Annotated in this window: 24 protein-coding genes; 9 read left to right on the top strand and 15 right to left on the bottom strand. The window is 72.3% G+C overall.

From position 1 onward, the window contains the following. Positions 1-154 precede the first annotated feature (154 nt). Positions 155-850, bottom strand: a complete 696-nt coding sequence (locus EDD34_RS07500) for a DUF2306 domain-containing protein (RefSeq protein ID WP_123814008.1) — start codon at positions 848-850, stop codon at positions 155-157. A 191-nt stretch (positions 851-1,041) separates the two neighbouring features. Here EDD34_RS07500 and EDD34_RS07495 point away from each other — a divergent pair, with 191 nt between their 5' ends. From EDD34_RS07495 to EDD34_RS07465, 7 genes are all read left to right on the top strand, one after another. Beyond that, positions 1,042-2,223 (top strand): sensor histidine kinase, encoded by a 1,182-nt coding sequence (locus EDD34_RS07495; protein WP_123814007.1) that lies wholly within the window; start codon positions 1,042-1,044, stop codon positions 2,221-2,223. Then, positions 2,220-2,906 (top strand): response regulator, encoded by a 687-nt coding sequence (locus EDD34_RS07490; protein ID WP_123814006.1) that lies wholly within the window; start codon positions 2,220-2,222, stop codon positions 2,904-2,906. Before EDD34_RS07495 ends, EDD34_RS07490 begins: the two co-directional genes overlap by 4 nt. Before the next feature lie 71 nt (positions 2,907-2,977). Further along, the gene (locus EDD34_RS07485; RefSeq protein WP_123814005.1) at positions 2,978-3,616 is read left to right on the top strand and encodes a TetR family transcriptional regulator; all 639 of its coding nucleotides are present in this window, start codon (positions 2,978-2,980) and stop codon (positions 3,614-3,616) included. Continuing rightward, positions 3,609-4,610, top strand: coding sequence for a glycoside hydrolase family 113 protein (locus EDD34_RS07480; protein ID WP_123814004.1), 1,002 nt, complete (start codon positions 3,609-3,611; stop codon positions 4,608-4,610). Before EDD34_RS07485 ends, EDD34_RS07480 begins: the two co-directional genes overlap by 8 nt. Further along, positions 4,607-5,458: a CPBP family intramembrane glutamic endopeptidase gene (locus EDD34_RS07475; protein WP_123814003.1), complete on the top strand. Its 852-nt coding sequence runs from the start codon at positions 4,607-4,609 to the stop codon at positions 5,456-5,458. The genes EDD34_RS07480 and EDD34_RS07475 overlap by 4 nt, the downstream gene beginning before the upstream one ends. A gap of 80 nt (positions 5,459-5,538) precedes the next feature. After that, positions 5,539-5,796, top strand: a complete 258-nt coding sequence (locus EDD34_RS07470; protein WP_123814002.1) for a type II toxin-antitoxin system Phd/YefM family antitoxin — start codon at positions 5,539-5,541, stop codon at positions 5,794-5,796. After that, positions 5,781-6,176, top strand: a complete 396-nt coding sequence (locus EDD34_RS07465; RefSeq protein WP_123814001.1) for a type II toxin-antitoxin system VapC family toxin — start codon at positions 5,781-5,783, stop codon at positions 6,174-6,176. Before EDD34_RS07470 ends, EDD34_RS07465 begins: the two co-directional genes overlap by 16 nt. A 212-nt stretch (positions 6,177-6,388) precedes the next feature. On the opposite strand, the gene EDD34_RS07460 is transcribed toward EDD34_RS07465, so the two are convergent. After that, on the bottom strand, positions 6,389-6,898 hold the full coding sequence (locus EDD34_RS07460; protein ID WP_123814000.1) for a hypothetical protein: 510 nt from the start codon (positions 6,896-6,898) through the stop codon (positions 6,389-6,391). A 316-nt stretch (positions 6,899-7,214) separates the two neighbouring features. Between EDD34_RS07460 and EDD34_RS07455 the strand changes: the two genes are divergently transcribed. Together EDD34_RS07455 and EDD34_RS07450 are read left to right on the top strand one after the other, a co-directional pair. Beyond that, positions 7,215-7,688, top strand: coding sequence for a hypothetical protein (locus EDD34_RS07455; protein WP_123813999.1), 474 nt, complete (start codon positions 7,215-7,217; stop codon positions 7,686-7,688). A 241-nt stretch (positions 7,689-7,929) separates the two neighbouring features. Continuing rightward, a complete protein-coding gene (locus tag EDD34_RS07450; protein ID WP_170176993.1) occupies positions 7,930-9,138 on the top strand; it encodes an MFS transporter in 1,209 nt (402 codons plus the stop codon). Between the two features lie 21 nt (positions 9,139-9,159). Here the strand turns inward: EDD34_RS07450 and EDD34_RS07445 are convergent, their stop codons facing one another. The 13 genes from EDD34_RS07445 to EDD34_RS07385 all read right to left on the bottom strand — a co-directional run bounded on the left by EDD34_RS07445 (position 9,160) and on the right by EDD34_RS07385 (position 18,839). Then, the gene (locus EDD34_RS07445) at positions 9,160-9,519 is read right to left on the bottom strand and encodes a hypothetical protein (RefSeq protein ID WP_123813997.1); all 360 of its coding nucleotides are present in this window, start codon (positions 9,517-9,519) and stop codon (positions 9,160-9,162) included. A gap of 17 nt (positions 9,520-9,536) precedes the next feature. After that, entirely contained in the window at positions 9,537-10,148 is a 612-nt protein-coding gene (locus EDD34_RS07440) for an Asp23/Gls24 family envelope stress response protein (protein WP_246012237.1), read from the bottom strand. Continuing rightward, positions 10,139-10,705: an RNA polymerase sigma factor gene (locus tag EDD34_RS07435; protein ID WP_123813996.1), complete on the bottom strand. Its 567-nt coding sequence runs from the start codon at positions 10,703-10,705 to the stop codon at positions 10,139-10,141. The genes EDD34_RS07440 and EDD34_RS07435 overlap by 10 nt, the downstream gene beginning before the upstream one ends. Positions 10,706-10,814: 109 nt before the next feature. Continuing rightward, positions 10,815-11,009, bottom strand: coding sequence for a CsbD family protein (locus EDD34_RS07430; RefSeq protein WP_123813995.1), 195 nt, complete (start codon positions 11,007-11,009; stop codon positions 10,815-10,817). Positions 11,010-11,219: 210 nt separating this feature from the next. Further along, positions 11,220-11,828 carry a hypothetical protein gene (locus EDD34_RS07425; protein WP_123813994.1) on the bottom strand — a complete coding sequence of 203 codons (609 nt, stop codon included), beginning with the start codon at positions 11,826-11,828 and terminating at the stop codon, positions 11,220-11,222. Beyond that, the gene (locus EDD34_RS07420; protein WP_123813993.1) at positions 11,825-12,391 is read right to left on the bottom strand and encodes a hypothetical protein; all 567 of its coding nucleotides are present in this window, start codon (positions 12,389-12,391) and stop codon (positions 11,825-11,827) included. Before EDD34_RS07420 ends, EDD34_RS07425 begins: the two co-directional genes overlap by 4 nt. After that, a complete protein-coding gene (locus EDD34_RS07415) occupies positions 12,388-12,735 on the bottom strand; it encodes a hypothetical protein (RefSeq protein WP_123813992.1) in 348 nt (115 codons plus the stop codon). Before EDD34_RS07415 ends, EDD34_RS07420 begins: the two co-directional genes overlap by 4 nt. Further along, positions 12,732-12,923 carry a DUF2273 domain-containing protein gene (locus EDD34_RS07410; RefSeq protein WP_123813991.1) on the bottom strand — a complete coding sequence of 64 codons (192 nt, stop codon included), beginning with the start codon at positions 12,921-12,923 and terminating at the stop codon, positions 12,732-12,734. Before EDD34_RS07410 ends, EDD34_RS07415 begins: the two co-directional genes overlap by 4 nt. Further along, on the bottom strand, positions 12,920-13,366 hold the full coding sequence (locus EDD34_RS07405; RefSeq protein ID WP_123813990.1) for an Asp23/Gls24 family envelope stress response protein: 447 nt from the start codon (positions 13,364-13,366) through the stop codon (positions 12,920-12,922). Before EDD34_RS07405 ends, EDD34_RS07410 begins: the two co-directional genes overlap by 4 nt. 168 nt (positions 13,367-13,534) lie before the next feature. Then, the gene (locus EDD34_RS07400) at positions 13,535-14,761 is read right to left on the bottom strand and encodes a sulfotransferase family protein (RefSeq protein WP_123813989.1); all 1,227 of its coding nucleotides are present in this window, start codon (positions 14,759-14,761) and stop codon (positions 13,535-13,537) included. Positions 14,762-14,873: 112 nt separating this feature from the next. Further along, complete coding sequence (locus tag EDD34_RS07395; protein WP_123813988.1) at positions 14,874-16,103, bottom strand: sulfotransferase family protein; 1,230 nt, start codon at positions 16,101-16,103, stop codon at positions 14,874-14,876. A 69-nt stretch (positions 16,104-16,172) separates the two neighbouring features. After that, entirely contained in the window at positions 16,173-17,468 is a 1,296-nt protein-coding gene (locus EDD34_RS07390; protein WP_123813987.1) for a cytochrome P450 family protein, read from the bottom strand. Positions 17,469-17,609: 141 nt separating this feature from the next. Beyond that, positions 17,610-18,839: a sulfotransferase family protein gene (locus tag EDD34_RS07385; protein ID WP_246012236.1), complete on the bottom strand. Its 1,230-nt coding sequence runs from the start codon at positions 18,837-18,839 to the stop codon at positions 17,610-17,612. Positions 18,840-18,913: the final 74 nt, after the last annotated feature.

Raw genomic sequence — 18,913 nt, 5'->3', positions numbered from 1 at the left:
GAGGGGGTGCTGTCGTTCCACGGCGTCGCCGGGCGGATCCGGCGCGACCACGTGACTCAGCGTCCTCCCGCACCGTCGGCCGAACCAGGGACGAACGGCCCGAGATGTCGGGTCCGATTTCCGTGGCGACTCCGGCCGACACGAGCCGAGGACGTCACGCGGACCCCACCCGCCCCTTCCGCAGGTACCACTCCGCCACGACCACGTTCGGCACCCAGCACAGGAACGGCACGAGCACGTACGCCCGCTCGAACGCGACACCGTCGGGCACACCGGCAACTCCTTGCGCACCCATCAGGATCACCAACCAGAGCCGCAGCATCACCGCCGCATAGGTGAGCGCGAAGCCCCGGACCATCCACCGCCGGTGGGTCGCCACATCGCCCCGCCGGATCGCGAGCAACGCGAGCACCGGGAAGGTCGCCCACAGGACACCGAGCAAGCCGAACCCGGCCGTGCCCACGGCTCCGGCCGCGTTGACGGTGGACAGCACCATCCCCGACACCCCGCCCACCACCATGGCCACGATCACGACCCGCCCCACGAACCGGTGCAGCCGCGGCACCCGCGCCCGGAGCCGTCCGGCGAACTGCAGCGGCGCCAGACCGAGCGCGATCCCGCCGGCCGCCACGTGGACGTAGAGCGCCACCAGGATCGCGGGCGGGCGAGAAACGTAGTTCTCGGCAAGCCCTCCGCCTTCCGCGGCGAGCGCCGACAAGGAACCCGTGAGGTAGGGAAGGGGCGCGAACACCGCGATGGCGACGGAGGTCAGGGCCAGCCAGACGAACCACCCGCGAGCCGTGCGGGCGGATTTGCGGACAGATCGGGAAGGTACGAGGTCAACGGACATGATTGTGCTCCAGGGGGGGCGGCGGGACGACGCCTCACACGCTAGGAGCGCCACGCCGTCGGGCGCGCCCTCCGGCCGGGTCGATCGTGCACCCTCGTGCGAGGGAGCGGCCCTACCCCAGGCGGGGGATATTCGGCCGGCGGACCGCTCCGGTGCTGGCGCGGACGGTCCGGCTTGTCGCAGGATGCAGCATGCGCCCTGGCCGCGACGCCCCGTCCCCCGCCGAGGACCCGACCCCTGAGCCGGTCCGCCGCCAGCGTCCCACCTGGGTCGTCGCGGCTTTCGCCCTGGCCATGGTCATCCTGCTCACGGGGCTGGGGCCCCTCGCGCCCGTGGACGTGCAGTACCGGGAACCGGACCTGCTCGGCGTCGCCTTCGTCGTGGCGTCCGTGCTCGCGCTGGCGGGCCTGCAACGGGCACCGCTCGCGGTCCTCGCGTTCTGCAGTGCGGTGGTCGTGCTCAACACCGTCGCCGGGTACACCGTGGCGGCGGTGCAGTGGCCGGTCTGGATCGCGCTCTACGCCTGCTTCGCCGGGCCGCGGCGCGGGTTGCGGGCCCCGGCGGTCGTCGTCACGGGCCTCGGGGTGGCCGGCTACGCGGTGTTCTCCCGCGCCCCGGCGTCCGTCCAGGAGGCGGCGAGCATCACGCTCTGCGTGCTGTTCGCGATGATCGCGGGCGAGGTGGTGCTCGCGCGGCGGGTCCGGGAGGAGGCGGTCGAGGCCCGGCTGCGCAGCGAGCGCCGCGAGCGTGCCGCCCAGGCGGAACGTGCCGTCGAGGCCGAGCGTGCGCGGTGGGCTCGGGACCTGCACGACGCGCTCGGGCACGCCGTGAACGTGATGGTGTTGCAGGCGGGGGTCGCGCGCCGCGTGTTCGACGACAACCCCGCGTTCGCCCAGGAGGCGCTCGGGCACGTCGAGACGGTCGGGCGGGAGGCTTTGCAGCGCCTGGACCTGCTGCTGCGCGCGGATCCGGACATCACCGGCGATGGGGCCGACGACCTGCTCTCCCTCGTGGAGCGGGTCCGTGCCACCGGCAGGGAGGTCGGCCTCGACCTGCCCCGGCTCCACGTCGATCCCGGCACCTCGCGCACCCTTCACCTCATCGTCCAGGAGGCGTTGACGAACGCGCTCAAGCACGCCACGGGGCCGATCCACGTCGCCGTCGCCGAGAACGACGGACGGATCGTCGTCGAGGTGCTCAGCACGGGCGCCCGTCGCACGCCGCGGGACCATGTGCCCGGGCACGGCCTGACGAACATGCGCGAACGGGCCCGCCTCGAGGGCGGCACGTTCGAGGCGGGCCCCGACCCGGACGGCTTCCGGGTCCGTGCCGCGCTGCCCCTGCGCGGGCAGGTCGAGGGGGTCACGTCGTGACCACCGTGCTCCTCGTGGACGACGACGCTCTCGTGCGGGGCGGCCTCCGCGCGCTCCTGCACGCCGAGCCGGATCTCGACGTGGTGGGCGAGGCCGCCGACGGCGCGGTCGGCGTCGACCTCGCCCGGCGCCTGCGGCCCGACGTCGTCGTCATGGACATCCGGATGCCCGGCAGGGACGGGACCTCCGCCACCCGGGAGATCGTCTCCTGGGCTTCGCCCCGCCCCTTCGTCCTGGTGCTCACCACCTTCGACCTCGACGACGTGGTCGACGACGCGATCGCCGCCGGCGCCGACGGGTTCCTCCTCAAACGCGCCACGCCGGACGAGCTCGTCGCGGGGATCCGCACCGTCGCCGCGGGCGACGCGCTCCTGTCACCGGCCGTCACGCGACGCCTCTTCCGGCTCCATGCCCGACGACGTCCCGCCGACCACGACGTCACCCTCACCGGCCGCGAGGCCGACGTACTGCGGTCACTCGCGGCGGGCGGGACGACCACCGAGATCGCCGCCGCCATGTTCATCTCCGCGGAGACGGTCCGCACGCACGTCAAGCACCTCCTGGCGAAGCTCGGCGTACGGGACCGCACGCAGGCGGTGGTGTGGGCGTACCGGAGCGGTTTCATGGACCGGGCGTCGGGCGGTGAGGGGGCGCCGTATCCCGAACCCGGCGGGTCCCGCTGACGCCGGCGGGGAGGACCGCATGGAGTACCGGACCCCCGCCCATGTCAGACCGGTCGTTCTAAAATCAGACCGTGCGTTCTGAAACCTCGACCCCGCAGGACGACCCGACGTCGTCGTCCCGGTCGTTCATCGAGACGGCCCGCCGCAGGCAGCTGATCGACGCGGCCGTCGCGACGGTGAACGAGGTCGGGTACCACCGGGCGTCGCTGGCGGAGATCGGGAGGCGGGCCGGCATCGTCAAGAGCGCGATCGGGTACTACTTCTCCTCGAAGGAGGCACTGCTGCTCGAGCTCGTCCAGGAGGCGTTCACCGCCCTGGGCGAGAGCGTCCTCGGCGCGGTGTCGGGGCGCGAGGGCGCGACCGCCCGGCTGCGCGCCTACGCGGAGGCGTACCTCGCGCACGTCGACGCCCACCGCCACGCGATCGCCGCGGCCGTCGAGGTCGTGGTGTCGCACCGCACCGCGGACGGCACTCCCCTGTACCTCGTCGAGGACGAGGAGGACACCGCACTGCTGCGCAGCATCCTGACCGCCGGGATGGACGAGGGAGTCTTCCGCCGGATGCCGGTGGCGGTGGTGACCGGGCTCGTCGAGGCCGTGCTCGACCGCGCGATCACCGTCGTGCAGCGCGACCCCCGCGCCGACCTCGGCGACCTGCGCTCGCACGCGGTCCCGTTCCTGCTCCGCTCCCTGGGTGCGGGCGATGAGTGAGCGGGTTCGCGGCATCGGCTACGACGCCGGGGTCCTGTACGAGAAAGACTTCGACAGCAACCCCTTCTTCAGCGAGCAGCACGCACGGCGCGACTTCCGCGCCATCCGGGAGGACCTCGGCTGCGACGCGGTGCTCGTCATGGCCACGGACCCGGACCGTCTCGCCGTCGCGGCGCGCTGCGCGGTGGACGAAGGGCTCGCCGTCTGGCTGCAGCCCCGCCCCTTCGACCGGCCGGCCGACGAGCTGGTGGCGGCCGTCCGCGCGGCCGCGACGACCGCCGAGGACCTCCGCACTGCCGGAGCCGACGTCGGACTCGTCGTGGGCTGCGAACTCACGCTGTCGACGCCGGGAATGCTCCCGGGCCCGACGTTCTGGACCCGCGGAATGCTGCTCACCGTCACGTTCCCCCTGCTGCCCCTGGCGAACCGGCGCCTACGACGGCTGCTCGGGCAGCTCGTGACCGACACGCGGGAACGCTTCGCGGGCCCGGTCTCCTACGGCGCCGGCGACTGGGAACGCCCCGACTGGTCGATCTTCGACGCCGTCGGCGCGGACCGCTATCGCGACGCCGGTAACGCCTGGCGGTTCGAGGACGACGTGCGGGCCCTCGTCGGCAGCGCGCACGCGCACGACAAGCCGGTGTACGTCTTCGAGTTCGGCACCTGTACCTACCGCGGCGCCGCGGCGAAGGCCTCGACGGCAGCCGGCGTGCTCGGCGCTCGCGAAGTGATGACCGTTCCCCGCAGGCTCGTCCGTGACGAGCAGGAGCAGGCCGACTACCTCGTCGACCTGCTCGACCTCTTCGACCGGGCCGACGTCGACGGCACCTTCGTCTGGGGGTTCAGCGAGCCCGCGCTGACCACCTCCGACGAGCCCGGCCGCGACCTCGACCTCGCCAGCTACGGCGTCGTCACCGCCCACACCGACGACACCTGGACCCCCAAGCGCGCCTACCACGCCCTCGCGCGCCGACACCGAGAGGCCACTCCATGACCACCTCGCACGTCTCGCCGACCCGCCGGATCGTGTCCGCCGCGTGGCGGATCGCCGTCGCCATGCTCGCGCTCGGCGTGGGCCTCGTCGTCCTCGTGGCGATCCTGCCCGCCGAACCCGATCCCTCCGACCCCGGAACCCTGGCGACGAGGATCAGCGGGGGCATCGCGCTCACCGGCCTCGCGCTCAGTCTGATCACCGTCCTGGTCAGCCAGGCCGGCCAGAAAAGCCTGCGGGACGCCGGGTTGCAGGACGCCGGGCTGGGTGATGCCCGCGACGGCTGGCGGCTCGCCCTGTGGGGCGCACTCCTGTGGCTCGTCCCGTCGGCCGCCACGTTCGCCGTGCTCGCGCTCGTCGGCGCGTCGATCTCCGTGACCGTGCCCGCACCGGAGCTCGCGCAGACCGTGGTGCTGCTCCTGCTGGCAGTGCTGCTCGCCGAGGCGATCCCCGAGGAGCTGGTGTTCCGTGGCTACATCACGACCGTGCTGGGCTCGGTCACGCGCGGGTGGTGGGTCATCACGATCCAGGCCGTGCTGTTCGCCCTGTTCGCAGGCGCGCTGCGGCAGCACTGGGACCCCATGGACCTCTCCCTCTTCCTCGCGATGGGGATCGGGTTCGGCTACCTCCGCATGATCACGGGGTCGGTGTGGATGGCCGTCGGCTTCCACACGGCGTTCCAGACGGGCTCGCAACTCATCCTCACCCACGACTCCGTCGAATTCGCCGGCGGCCAGGTCGCGGGCATGCTGGCCCTCGGCGCCATCCCCTTCGCCGTCGCCTCCGTCGTCGTCTCCAGCACCGGTATCCCACGCTTCGTCAGGCCCTTGCGGCGGCCGCACGGCGGATAGGGCGTGGCTGATCGGCGCGCACCTCGAAGCCGACCCAGGCCACCCTCGACAAGAATCAGATAATCAGAGAGAATCTGATCATGCGCACCATGACCGCGACCTCGGCATCACGAGGATTCTCCGACCTCCTCGACGCCGTCGAGCACGGCGACACGATCACGATCACTCGTGGCGGCCACGCCATCGCCGAGCTCCGTCCGGCTCGCCGGCACACGGTCGGTGCCCTGCGCGAACGGCTCGCCGACGCCCCCGCACTCGACCCCGCGTTCGAGACCGACATCGCCGACGCCATGATCACCCTCGACCACGAGATCACGGACCCGTGGGCCGACGCCTGATCGTCGACACGAACGTCCTGATCGCCATCGAACGCGGCAAGGACGAAGGACTCGGCCTGGAGGACACCGACGAGATCTCCATCGCCGCCGTGACGGAGGCCGAACTTCTCCTCGGCGTCGAACTGGCCGACGACCCCGCCGTCGCCACGAACCGTCGGCGATCGGTCAGCACGATTCTCGATTCCGTCGACACCCTTGACTACACCCCGCAGACCGCGGCGCACCATGCCGCCCTGCTCGCCCACGTCCGACGCACCGGCACGCCTCGTGGCGCGCATGACCTGATCATCGCCGCCCACGCCGCCGAGACCCAGCGCCTGGTCCTCAGCCGCGATGCCAAAGCCCGGTTCGCCGACCTCCCCGGGGTCCGGTCGGCCTGACCTCCACACCGGTCCAGGCTACGAGCTCGACGACGCCACGGCTGCCGACGCCACGGCCGGCATCTTCCGCGATCGGCTGCGGGGCACCGCGCCGTTCCTGATCGAACTCGACGTCCCCAGCCTGGTCGGCTGACCCGACGCCGGTCTCGGCCACGCGAGGCCACGCCCTGACCCCCGGCTGAGGCCCAGCCGTCCGCCGGGGCACCGTCGCCTCAGCCCGCGACCGCCGTCGTCAGCCTCTCGATCAGCGCCCGCTCGTTCGAGGAGATCGCGACCCGCTTGCCGAACAAGCCACCCTCCCTGGTGGTGGTCGCCTCGGCGACCTGTGTGGCGATCCGCACGAGCCACGCGCCGTACGCGTCGGCGTCCTTGTCGTCGACCCGTCCGCGGAGCAGCTTCACCGACGCCGTGGCGAGCTCGACCGCGCGAGCGGCCTCCCGTTCCCGGTCGGGGCGGACGAAGCCGTCCGACTCGGCGGACTCGTCGCCCTCCTCGTCCCGCGCGTCGCGCTTCTGGTCGCGGAGCCCGAGCGCGACGGTCCGGACGAAGCCGTTCTCGTCCTCCTGGGCCGCCCGGAACACCTTCGCGGCGCGCGCGGTCGCCTTGAGGAAGCCCACGGAGCCCGGCTTGCCGTTGGCGACGATGACCGCCTTCAGCACTGCTCCCGGGGCGTCCAGGAGCTGCGTGATCTCGTCGTCGCCGAAGTCGGCAAGCGTCGTCATGGTTCTACCTTCTGGTCGTGCCGGCGCGAGGCCTGCACAACCTACAGGCAGCCCGGTGCGGCGCGTATAGGTCCAGGGACCCGAAAATGACGCGCCCGCGTGGAGCGGTTGAACTGCGAAGGTAAACGTTTTGCGAAGAGGGTCGTGGCGATATGTCCGATCCGTGCACTGTGGGGTGGTCGGCAGCCAGGAACGGCCGGCAATCGCGATCCACAGCACGGTCATGCTCGAGGGAGAGAACGTGTCATTCATGAGGATCAAACCATCACCGAGGCCGGCCGCCGCGCTGGCCATACTGGCTCTGGTATCGGCAGCCGTGGCAGGTATCGGAGGCGCGGCCCAGGCCCTGCCGCCGGCCCAGGCCACGACGTCGGCCCAGGCCGGCAGCGCCGCGGCGACCGAGCCCTCCACCACCCCGGCCGAGGTCACGGTCGAATGGGTCAACCAGGGCGCGTACGGAGGCGGCGTCGAGGGCCAGACCCCCGACGACGCGTCGTGGTTCGAGCCCCTCACCGTGACCGTGGGCCCCGCCGGGGCCGCCGGAAACGTGCACTTCGTGGCCACGAGCGGCACGACCGAGATCGACCTCGGCATGCAGCCGGTGGTCGACGGCGAGGCCGTCGCGCCGACCTGGGTGCTTCCGGGCGGAGAGGTGGTCGGCGACACCGCGTACGCGGAGTGGTACGAGATCAGCGCGGAGTTCGTCCCGGACGACCCGTCCGAGTTCCAGGGATCCGTGCCTGAGCGACCGGCCTTCCCCTGGGTTCAGTTCGGCAATCTGGCGGGATGACGGCGTAACGTCCCGCGCCTGCGATTCGCGGGTGGAAGCCGCCCCCGGTCCGTGCCCAACCGCAACCTTGGCCCGCTGGCCGCCGTCGAACCGCAGGGACACGCCGACAAATCAAGGGATTGTCAGCGTGTCCCTGCGGTTCGACGGGGGGCCGTGATCGGGTTGCGGGTCGGCACGGCTCGGGTCGGCACGGCACGCTCCGGAACCATTGCCGCGGCCAACCGTCTGCCAGGATGGAGCCGTGACAGGAACGAACGACGCCGTGGCCGACACGTCGTTCAGCTTCCGGGACATCGCCGTGGTCGCCTACCTGCCGTCCGTCGTCAGCTCGATCGGGCACGGGGCCGTGCTCCCGGTCCTGGCGATCCACGCGAGCGGCCTGGGCGCGAGCACCGCCGTCGCGGCATTCGTGGTCGCGCTCATGGGGATCGGGCAATTGGTCAACTCCCTCCCGTCGGGAGCGCTCGTGGCTCGGCTGGGTGAGCGCCGCACCCTGGTGATCGCCGGGCTGGTCGACGCGGTCGCGATGCTGGCGGCCTTCCTGGTCTCCTCGGTGTGGCTGCTGTCGGTGTGCGTGGTCGTGAGCGGGATGAGCTGGACGGCGTTCCTGCTGGCGCGGCAGGGTTTCCTGATCGACGCGGTGCCGGTCAGCCACCGGGCGCGCGGGATGGCCCTGCTGGGTGGGTCGATGCGGGTGGGGATTCTGGTGGGTCCGTTGCTGGGGGCGCTGCTGATCCACCTGTTCGATGTCCGGTCGGTGTTCCTGCTGGCGGCGTGCGCGTCCCTGGTCTCCGCGGTGATCGTGACCCGGATGCCGGACTTCGGCCGCGTGGCGCGCGACGTCGTCCCCCGGGCGGTGCACTCGGTGCTGTGGGAGCACCGGCGCACGCTGCTGACCCTCGGGGTGGCCGTCGTGATCATCGGTGCGTCGCGGTCGGTGCGCACGGGACTGCTGCCGCTGTGGGCGGATCACGTGCACATCGACGCGGCGGTGGTGTCCCTGCTGTTCGCGGTGGCGGCCACGATCGACATCCTCCTGACGCTGCCGGGTGGCTGGCTGCTGGACACGCGCGGTCGGCGGGTCGTGGCGGTGCCGGTGGTGCTCGCCGTCGGCGTCGGCTGTCTGCTGCTGCCCCTGACCGACTCGGCGCTCGGTGTGGGCGCCGTGATGGTGCTGATCGCCTTCGGCAACGGTCTCGGGTCGGGGATCGTGATGACTCTCGGCGCGGACGCGGCGCCGGAGGAGGGTCGGGCGCAGTTCCTGGGCGGCTGGCGGCTGTGCGGGGACATCGGCAACACGGGCGGGCCGCTGGTGGTCTCCGGGGTGGCCGCGATCGCTCCGCTGGCCGCCGCGCCGGTGGTGATCGGTGTGCTGGCGCTGGCGGGCACGGCGTGGGTGGGGTACTGGACGGGCCGGGCGGATCGGGTCCGGCGAGCGGGCGGGCCGTGAGGGTGGCCCGGCGGGAGGGAGCTATCCCCCCGGCAGAGCAGGCGACGCCTCGTGCACGTGCACGACGGTGACGCCGACGTCGGCGTCACCGACGCCGTGCGCCGCGAGGACGTCCCGGGCGGCGCGGTGGACGGCACGTGTCGTGTCGCCGGCGCCGCGTGCGGTGTCGACGCCGATCGCGACGTGGACCCGGGTGCCGTCGGCCGTCGCCTGGACGATCACCGGCCCGGTGCCCTCGTCGCGCAGGCCGAGCCCTCGCGCCCCGGCGTCGATCGCGTTCGATGTCAGCGATCCGGCCCGGTAGACGTCACGAACCCCTGGTGTCCCACGAACCGCGGCCTCGATCTGGCCCGCGAGCCGCATCGCCTGCCCCGCATCCATCGATACGCCTCCTCGGTTCATGAGTGTTCCTGCCGCACGTCCTGGACGGTGACATCGATGGCGACGACGTTCAGGTCGGTGTGTGTCGTGAGGCGGCCGGCGATCTCGGCCCGGAGCCGTTGGACGAGGCGCGGGATCGGTCGCCCGTACAGGACGCTCACCTCCACGCGGACCACGATGGGCGCACCCGGCACCATGATGTCGCCGTCGAGCCGACAGCGCCCCACGAACAGGCCGGGGAACGCGTTCTCGGCGGCACGCACCAGGCCCCGGACGGCGCCTTCGGTGATGCCGAGGTCGGCGTGCGGCTCGTCGGTGCTCAGGGGGATGCGGCGGCCCGCGTGCGCGTCCGTCGTGATGCCGCCCAGGACCTTCCGGACCCAGCTGTCGTCGGGCTCGGGCTCGGCGGTGGTGTCGGCGGCGATCAGCTCGGAGGTGAGGCCCCGGAGCCGTTCGAGCGAGTCGAGGGCGAGCCGGCAGGCCGGGGAACCGTCGATCGAGGGGTCGGCGGGAGTACGGCCCGCCTCCAGGTAGTCGTTGAGCTCCTCGAGGGTGTGCCCGTCGAGATCCTCCGGGTCGAGCTCGAGCCCGCGCGGCCTCTCCGTGCCGTCCTCCGGTGTCATCGCCATCCGTCCATCCGCACGATGATGTGCCTGCGCGCACGAGCGAGCGCTCCCCTGACCGTGCTCACGGGGATGTCCAGCTCCGCGCCGATCTCGTCGTAGGAGTATCCCCCGACCTCGCGCAGCACCCAGCATTTCCTCTCGGTGTCGGTGAGGGTCCGCAGCACCGCACCGAGGGCGTCGACGCCGGCCCGCGCCTCCACGATGTCGGGCGGGGAGGCGCGGGCGGGTGCGCGCGGCTCGACGAGATCGACGCTGACCTGCGGGCGGCTCGCCCGGACGCGGTCCAGCGCCTTGCGCCCGGCGATGCGCATCAGCCAGTTCTTCACCCTGCCCGGGTCCTCCAGCTCGGGGAGCCGCTGCCAGGCGGTGACGAACGCCTCCTGCACGACGTCGTCCACGTCGGTGCCCGCGTTCAGGATCCGGCGGGCGTACGCGCGCATCATCGGTGCGTACCGCCGCACGAGGACCGCGAACGCGGCGACTTCCCCGTCGGCGGCCCGCCCCGCGACGATGCGGTCGTCGGCGCCGTCGAGCGGCCCCGGAAGACGCCGGCCGCTCATTCGGTGATCGGACGAAGCCGCGGGAGGCCAGCAGGTCTCATGGACGATGCCTCCTTCGAGAGCCTCGGGTGCGGCCGTGGCTCGCCGCGGCCGCACCCCAGGCACCTGGTCACTTCTTGAAGGCGTCCCTGACGTCGGCGGCGGCGTCCTTGACGCCCTCGGCCGCGTCCTTGAGCTTGGCCTTGGCCTGGTCGGACTTGCCTTCGGCGGCGAGCTCGTCGTCGCCGGTCGCGTCCCCGGCGGCCTCCTTCGCCTTGCCGGTGCCTTCCTCGGCCTTGTTCCGGATCTTGTCGTCCGTACCCATGTGCTTCTCCTTTCTTCCCGGCCCCCGCAGCTCGGGAACCGAACTCGTGAGCGCGTCGCACTCCGGCCGGTCCTTCCCAGCGTGAAGCCTGCACGCCCGTTCCGCCCTTTCAACCGCGCACCCCGGCCCAGACCGCACCCGGCGGCACGGCTCCGTGCCGGACGCACCACGACGCAACCGGCGGCATGCCCACGCATCCGGCCGGCCGTGTCACTGCACCCGGCGGGACGAGCGCAGCCCGTCCAGCCAGCCGCGGTCGGACAGATGGACCAGGACCGGGACCCGGACCCCGGCGAGCGCGTCCCAGTCCCCCAGCACACCGTCCACCGCGGCCAGCACCACCGAGAGGTCGGCACCCCGGCGGACCGTCACCAGCATTTCGATCGCGGGCGCTCCGCGCACCCGGTACACGTTCGTGCGGGCGGACAGCACGTCGGGGCGGCGGTCCAGCGGTGCGGCGAGCACCGCCTCCGCCACCTCCCGGTCGGCGGAGGTCCGCCCGTCACCGGCCCGCAGGTCGAGGACGGTGGACGTCCGTCCCCGCCCTCGGGTGAGGACGAAGACCGTCAGGAGCACCAGAAGGAGGACCGCGGCGGCCAGGGCGACCACGACGATGCCGGGCACACCGCCCACCTCGGGCAGCCCCGTGGCCCAGGTGCGGGCCCGGGACCACGCGGTCCCGGCCGGTGCGGTCAGTGCGGGGAGGTCCGCCCGGCCCGGCCGGGTCCCGGCGAGCAGCGCGGCGGCTCCTGCCACGGCGAGCAGCAGCCCGCACAGCAGCAGCAGTCCGCGGTTCAGGACCCTGTTGGTCGATCTCACGCCACCACCCCCCGCTGCGCGACGAGCACCTTCGGCGTGACGGGGAAACCGACGGCGTCGAGCGTCGCGGCGGCGGCGTCCACGGCGGCGCCGCGGTCGACCGGAAGGCCACTGGTCGGGGTGACGCGGACGGTCGCCACGCGCCGGCCGACCGTGGCGGACACCTGGGTTCTCGCCACACCGCACCGCAGGGCGACGGCGTCGGCCACGGCATCGGCGAGAACGCCGTCGTCCACGACGAGCGCCACCCGGCCGGCCACCCGGCCCCGGCGCGCGCGCCGGCCGGGAAGGATCGCGAGCGCCAGGAGCGTCACGGCGGCCAGGACGGCGACCGTGCCGCCCACCGTGAGCGCGGTGGGCCGGCGGGCGAACGAGGACAGCGTCCCGGCCCGTTCGGCGAGGTCGCCGCGTGCACCCGGGTCGGCGAGCCACCATCCACCGGCGGCGACGGCCGCGACCAGCAGGACGATCAGCACGGTGGCGACCGTGACGGCGGCCTGCGTGCGCGGTGAGTGGGTCTCGCGGCGCAGGACCCGCCGGTAGACGGCGTCCTGGCCTGTCACCGCACCCTCCTCGCGTCGTTCCGGCGCACGCCCGAGTACCGCACGTCGACAGTGGTGACGGACCGGCCGGCCAGTACGCGCATGCCTTCGATGACGCTCCGGCGGAGCCCGGAACCGCGCTCGGCGATCGAGCCGGTGGTGTGGGCACCGAGAACAACGGGCACGGTCACCGAGACGCGCATGCCTCCGCCCGCGTCGGCGAGCCGCACGGAGACGTCACGCCGGGCCGCGTGTGCCGCGTCCTGGACCAGGCGGGTGGCGAGGTGCTCCAGGGCGCGGGCGGCGATCGTCGTCGTCCCCGGTACCGTGCTCGGGGCCTCCGCGTCGGCGTCGGGCGTGGTCATGAGGAGGACCGCCTCCCCCGGAAGGCGTCGGCGAGCGCCCGCAGGTCCAGCCGCCCTTCGGCGACGCGGCCCACGGCCGCGCCGAGCAGCATCGCCAGCGCCACGAGCACAAAGGCCCAGAATCCGACGAGTATCCAGGTCAGGGCGAGGACGGCCCCGGCCGCGGCGCCGGTGGCGGTGGGGCTCACCGGACGCGGCCCTGCTGCTGCTCCTCGCCCTCGCCCTCCTGGTCGTTGTCCGAGGGCAGGTGGACGTCGTTGACGGTCACGTTCACCTCGGCGACGTCCATGCCGACCAGGTCGTTCATCGCGCGGAAGATCGCGGTGCGCACCTCGTCGGAGACCTGCTGCAGCGGCACCGGGTAGTTGGCGACGATGGTGACGTCGACGGCGACCTGCTTCTCCCCCACCTCGACGCTGATCCCCTGGGTCAGGTCGGTGGAGTTCAGGGCGTCGCGGATGTTGCCGACCATCCGCTGGGCGCCCCCGCCGAGGGCGTAGACACCCGACACCTCACGTGCCGCGATACCGGCGATCTTCGCGACGACGTCGTCCTGGATGGTGGTCTTGCCCTCGACCTGGGCCGAGTCGGTCGCGCTCTTCGCCTGCGTCCCTGCGGTTGCGTTCGCCATGATCTGCTCCCCTGCACGTTGTCGCTTCCGCACCGGTGGGTGCGGGCCGCCGGGAAACGGCGACACCATCAAGACGTGTGCGGGCGAGGAAACGTCACGGATTCGTGGGGCGGATCTTCCGGCGGCGGGCCGGTCGCGTCTGCGGGGAGCGGTGTGAGCCGCCCGGGGTCACAGCTCCGCCGTCGGCTCCGCGTCCAGCTCGTCGAAGTTGCGCAGCAGGCCCAGGTAGGCGGCGAACGCCTCTTCGACCTGGTTGGGGGGCAGGGCGTAGTGGTCGATGTCGTACTCGTGCTTGCGGGTGCCCGCGGGCTTGGTGACCACCCGGTCGAGCTGGGCCGCGTCGCTCTCCGTCCAGGTCGCCCCGATCGCGGTGTAGAGGCGGGGCACCTCGGTGTGCGGGTCGGCGCTGAGCTTGTGGTAGGGCACGTCCACGATGGACGACGGCGGCAGGCTGAGCCGGGCCTCGAGCGCGTTGTCCACCATCGCGGTCATCTTCTCCAGGACGAACCTTCCGATGTCCTGCGGGCTCGGGTCGGTCTGGTAGGTCGACCACAGGGTCTCCACCATGCTGCACGTCGAGCCGAGCACGGACGCCGGGTCACGGTGGGTCCAGACGAACGTGGCGTCCGGGAAGACCTGCTTGATCGTCGTCATGTCGTTGAGGTGCCCGGGATACTTGAGGATCCACCGCTTGCGCTCACGCCCGAACTGGAGCGCCTGCAGGCCGAGCTTCAGGTACTCGTAGTCGCCGGCGAGCTCGGCCGCGCCGCGTCCCGCGTACCACGCGCCGTAGGACGGCATGGGGCCGAACATGTACTGCCAGAAGGGCCCGTGCGGCAGGAGCATCAGGGACTCCTCCGCCTGGGCGGCGCCGGTGGGATGGATGTGCTTGAGTGCCGGGGCGAACACGCCCATGAGGGCCTGGCCCTGGTCGAGCCTCTTGATCTCCCGCTTCGCGGTGGACGGGTCCTCGTAGCCGGTGTGCAGCATCTCCCACATGGCGGGCCCGCGGTGGGCCGGGGAGGCCGCGAGCACCCGGTGCGCGAGCGTCGTGGCGGTGCGCGGCAGGCCGAGCACGAACACCGGGTCGGTGATGGGCTCGCCGACGATCTCCGGATGCTCCTCGACCATGCGCAGGATCCGTAGCCGGTTGGCGTAGCGGTCCTTGACCTGGCCGAGGCCGATGGTCCAGCCCAGGGGCAGGATCCGCGGCTCCTCGGCGTAGCTCGTCACCACCCGTCCGAGGTCGTCGGCGAATGCCCGGTCCCGCAGACCGGCGTCCTGCTCGACCTGGGCGACGGCCTTGTCCCACGCAGTCGCCGGGTCGGCGTACCCCCGGATGACGGGGGAAAACATGGCGTTCAGAACCTTGGAGGTTCGGGGTGTGCGGGTCATGGTCTCTCTCCTCGGGCCATCGGTCTGCTCGTTCGGTCCTGCGCGTGGCGGCGGAACCCCTGGGCCGGAGGATGTGCCCCGGCGAGGGGCCCGGCGCCCCGGTTTCTCGGCGTCACATCTCCGCGGTCGGCTTCGCGTCCAGCACGTCGAAGTTCTGCAGGAGGCCCAGGTAGGGGGCGAAGGACTCCTCGACTTGACCGGCGGTCAGCCCGTAGTCCGCGATGTCGTACCGGTGCGGGCGCGTGCCCGCGGGCCGGGCGAGCACCTTGTCGAGCTGCGCCTCGTCGCTCGCCGTCCATTTCGCCCCGATGGCCGCGTACACGCGCGGCACCTCGGCGTGCGGGTCGGCGCTGAGCTTGTGGTACGGGACGTCCACGATGGACGACGGCGGCAGGGTGAGCCGGGACTCGAGCGCGTTGTCCACCCAGGTGACCATGGTGTCCAGCACGAGCTCGCCGACCTCGTGCGGGTCCGGGTCCTTCTGGTACATCGCCCACATCGTGGCCACGAGGCTGCAGGTGGAGGCGAGCACGGTGACCGGGTCACGGTGCGTCCAGACGAACGTGGCGTCGGGGAACACCTTCTTGATCGTCGGCATGTCGTTCAGGTGCCCCGGGTACTTGACCACCCAGCGCTTGCGCTCGCGCCCGTGCTGGAGCACCTGCAGGCCCAGTTTCAGGTACTCGTAGTCGCCGGCGAGGCCCGCCGCGCCGCGGCGCGCGTACCAGTCGCGGTAGGACGGCAGGGTGCCGTGCAGCAGCGGCCAGAAGGTGCCGTGCGGCAGGAGCATCATGGACTCCTCCGGCTGCTCGGCGCGGCTGGGGTGCATGTGCTTGAGGTCGGGCGCGAACAGGCTCGTGACGAACTTGCTGCCCTGGTCGAGCTTCTTGATCTCGCGTTCGGCGGCGACCGGGTCCTCCAGCCCGGTGTGGGACATCTCCCACATGAGCGGGCCGCGGTGGGCGGGCGACGCCGCGAGCACCCGGTGCGCGAGCGTGGTGGCCGTGCGCGGCAGGCCGAGCACGAACACCGGGTCGGTGACGGGCTCGTCGGCGATCTCCGGGTGCTCGGCGAGCAGGGTGTTGACCCGCAGCCGGTTGGCGTACCGGTCCTTGATCTGGCTGAGCGCGAAGGTCCAGCCCAGGGGCATCAGCCGCGGCTCCTCGCCGATGCTCACGGCCACCCTGCCGAGGTCGTCGGCGAACTTCCGGTCCTGGACGCCGGCCTCCTCCTCGACCTGGGCGACGGCCTTCTCCCATGCCTTCGCGGGATCCTCGTGCCCCCTGACGACGGGGGCGAAGACCGTGTTGAGAACCTTCGAGGTTCGGGGCGTGCGGGTCACGATGTCCCTTCTGAGGCGATCGGCGTGGCGGGTCGCGCAGCGCCGGAAAGGTGTGCGGAGCGGCCGTCGCTACTCCAGCGGAGCCTGCTCGGGGGTGAAGACGACCGGGAGCGCCTCCAGCAGCCGGAACTGGAGGTCCGGCGCCCACCGGAGCTCGTCGCTCCGCAGGGCGAGCTTCGGCGAGAGGCGGTGGTGCAGCGTCTCGGCGGCCGTGCGGACGATGAGCCGCGCCAGGTGCGGCGCCGGGCACGCGTGGGCGCCGGCGCCGAACGCCAGGTGGGCTCGGCTGCCGGACCCGTCCCAGGCTCCCTGCCCCCGGATGGCCGGGTCCGAGCCGACGGCACCGACGCCGAGCAGCAGGGCGTCCCCCGACTGCACGAGCTTGTCCTCGTGCAGGAAGTCCTCGACGGCGATCCGCGGGCCCAGCGTGCTCACGGGTGACGCGGTCCAGAGCACCTGGTCGAGCGCCTCGTCGATCCCGAGCCGCCCGCCCGCGAGCTGCTGGGCGAACCGGTCGTCGGTCAGCGAGAGGTAGAGCGTCTGCGCCAGCCAGGCCTGCAGGCCGCGCGACGCGATGGCGGTGAGGGACAGGAGCCCGAACGCCACCTCGGCGGTGCTCTCGTAGGACTCGTGCCGTGCGAGCAGCCCGGCCGGGGTGGGCTCGCCGTCGGGCCGGCGGGATGCGGGCCCGTTGAGGAGGAAGCTCAGCTGGTGCACGGCCGCAGCGGCGTTCCGTCCCGTCGTCGGGCCGCTCGCGGCCTCGAACACCTGCTGCGCGGTGGCGGGGTCGAACCCGAGGAACGCGCCGAGCGTGAGCTGCGGCATGGGCGCCACGTATTCGCGCACCAGGTCGGCCACGCCGGTCCCGGCGAACCCGTCGATGAGCTCCTCGCACCTGGCCCGGGTGGTCCTGGCGATCTCGGCCTCGTCGATCACCCCGAGCACCTCGTCGAGCGGGGTGCGGAGCCGGTCGTGCGTGCTCCCGTCCATCCGCTCCACGGTGGGGCGGTCGGTGGGCGTCAGCGGTTCGAGCAGCGGCGAGTCCGCGGCCGGGGCCTCGCGCTCGTGTCCGTTCCAGGTGCTGGTCGCGGTGGTGAGCGGGAGCTGACCGCGGGCCATCGCGACGATGGTCCGGTATCCCGTCACGAGCCAGGCGCGGGCGCCCGGCGCCAGTTCGACGGGTGCCATCTCGCCCCACTCCTCGCGGAGGCGCGCGTGGACGGCGGCGACGTCGTGCGCGGCGGTGAGCTCGGTGACCGTCGTGACGGTCGCGGGGTCCTCGAGTTTCAGGGGTCGGCGGGAAGAATCATCGCCGACGACACCGCCGGTTCCGGCGATGCCGTCGATAACGGTCGAGCTGTTCATCGTGTCCCCGTCTGGGTCGGGTACAGGTCACTGTGCTGGTCGTTCGTTCGAACTCTGCCGGACATATCGTTACCTGTCGAGATAGGTCCGGTATCTGACCAGGTCATGGCAGGTGTGCGCGCCCACCGGCGAGGGCAGGCGTCACAGCTCCGCCGTCGGCGTCGCGTCCAGCGTGTCGAAGCTGTTCAGCAGACGCAGGTAGGGGGCGAACGCCTCCTCGACGTAGGCCTGGTCCAGGCCGTAGCGCGTCATGTCGTACCGGTGCGGGCGCGTGCCCGCCGGCCGGGCCAGCACCTGGTCGAGCTGCGCCGCGTCGCTCTCCGTCCACGTCGCCCCGATCGCCGAGTACAGGCGCGGCACCTCGGTGTACGGGTCGTGGCTCAGCGCGTGGTACGGCACGTCCACGATGGACGACGGCGGCAGGCTCAGCCGCGCCTCCAGCCCGTTGTCCACCGACGTGACCATCGACTCCATCACGAGCCGCCCGATCTCGAGCCGGTCCGCGTCCTTCTGGTAGGGCGCCCACAGCGTCTCCACGAGACTGCAGGTGGAGCCGACGACGGAGACCGGGTCGCGATGCGTCCAGACGAACGTGGCGTCCGGGAACACCTTCTTGATCGTCGCCATGTCGTTCAGGTGCGCCGGGTACTTGAGGATCCACCGCTTGGGCGCCCGGCCGTGCTGCAGCACCTGCAGGCCCCGCTTCAGGTACTCGTAGTCGCCGGCCAGCTCCGCCTCGCCGCGACTCGCGTACCAGGTGCGGTAGGAGGGCATGGTGCCGTGGAACAGGGGCCAGTACGTTCCGTGCGGCATGAGCACCAGCGACTCCTCCGGGTCCTCGGCACGGATGGGATGGATGTGCTTCAGGCCCGGCGCGAAGAGGCGCGTGACGAGCTTGATGCTCTGGTCGAACTGCTTGATCGCGCGCCGGGCGACGTCCGGGTCCTCGAGGCCGGTGTGGGTCATCTCCCACGCGCGCGGCCCGCGATGCGCGGGCGACACCGCGAGCACCTTGTGGGTGAGGGTGGTCGCGGTGCGCGGCAGCCCGAGGACGAACACCGGATCGGTGATCTGCTCCTCGGCGATCTCCGGGCGCTCGGCATGCAACGCCTGGATGCGCAACTGGTTGGCGTAGCGGTCCTTGACCACCTTCAACGCGAAGAACCAGCCCAGAGGCGTCAGCCGGGGCTCCTCGACGATGCTCGCGAACACGCGGCCGAGACCGTCCGCGAGCGCGCGGTCCTGGGTGCCCGCGTCCTTCTCGACGTCGGCGACGGCCTGGGCCCAGGCGTTCGCGGGGTCCTCACGGCCCCGGACGACGGGGGCGAAGACGGTGTTGAGAACCTTGGAGGCTCGGGTGTTGCGGCTCACGATGTCCCTTCTCATGCATTCGGCGTGGCGGGCGTGCAGGTCGTGCCGGGCGTGGAGGGTCCCGAGGGCACGAC

This window comes from Myceligenerans xiligouense, assembly GCF_003814695.1.
In the GTDB taxonomy this organism is placed as follows: Bacteria; Actinomycetota; Actinomycetes; order Actinomycetales; family Cellulomonadaceae; genus Myceligenerans; species Myceligenerans xiligouense.
The sequence above is the reverse complement of the archived record's forward strand: the minus strand, read 5'-3'. Positions and strand labels throughout refer to the sequence as shown.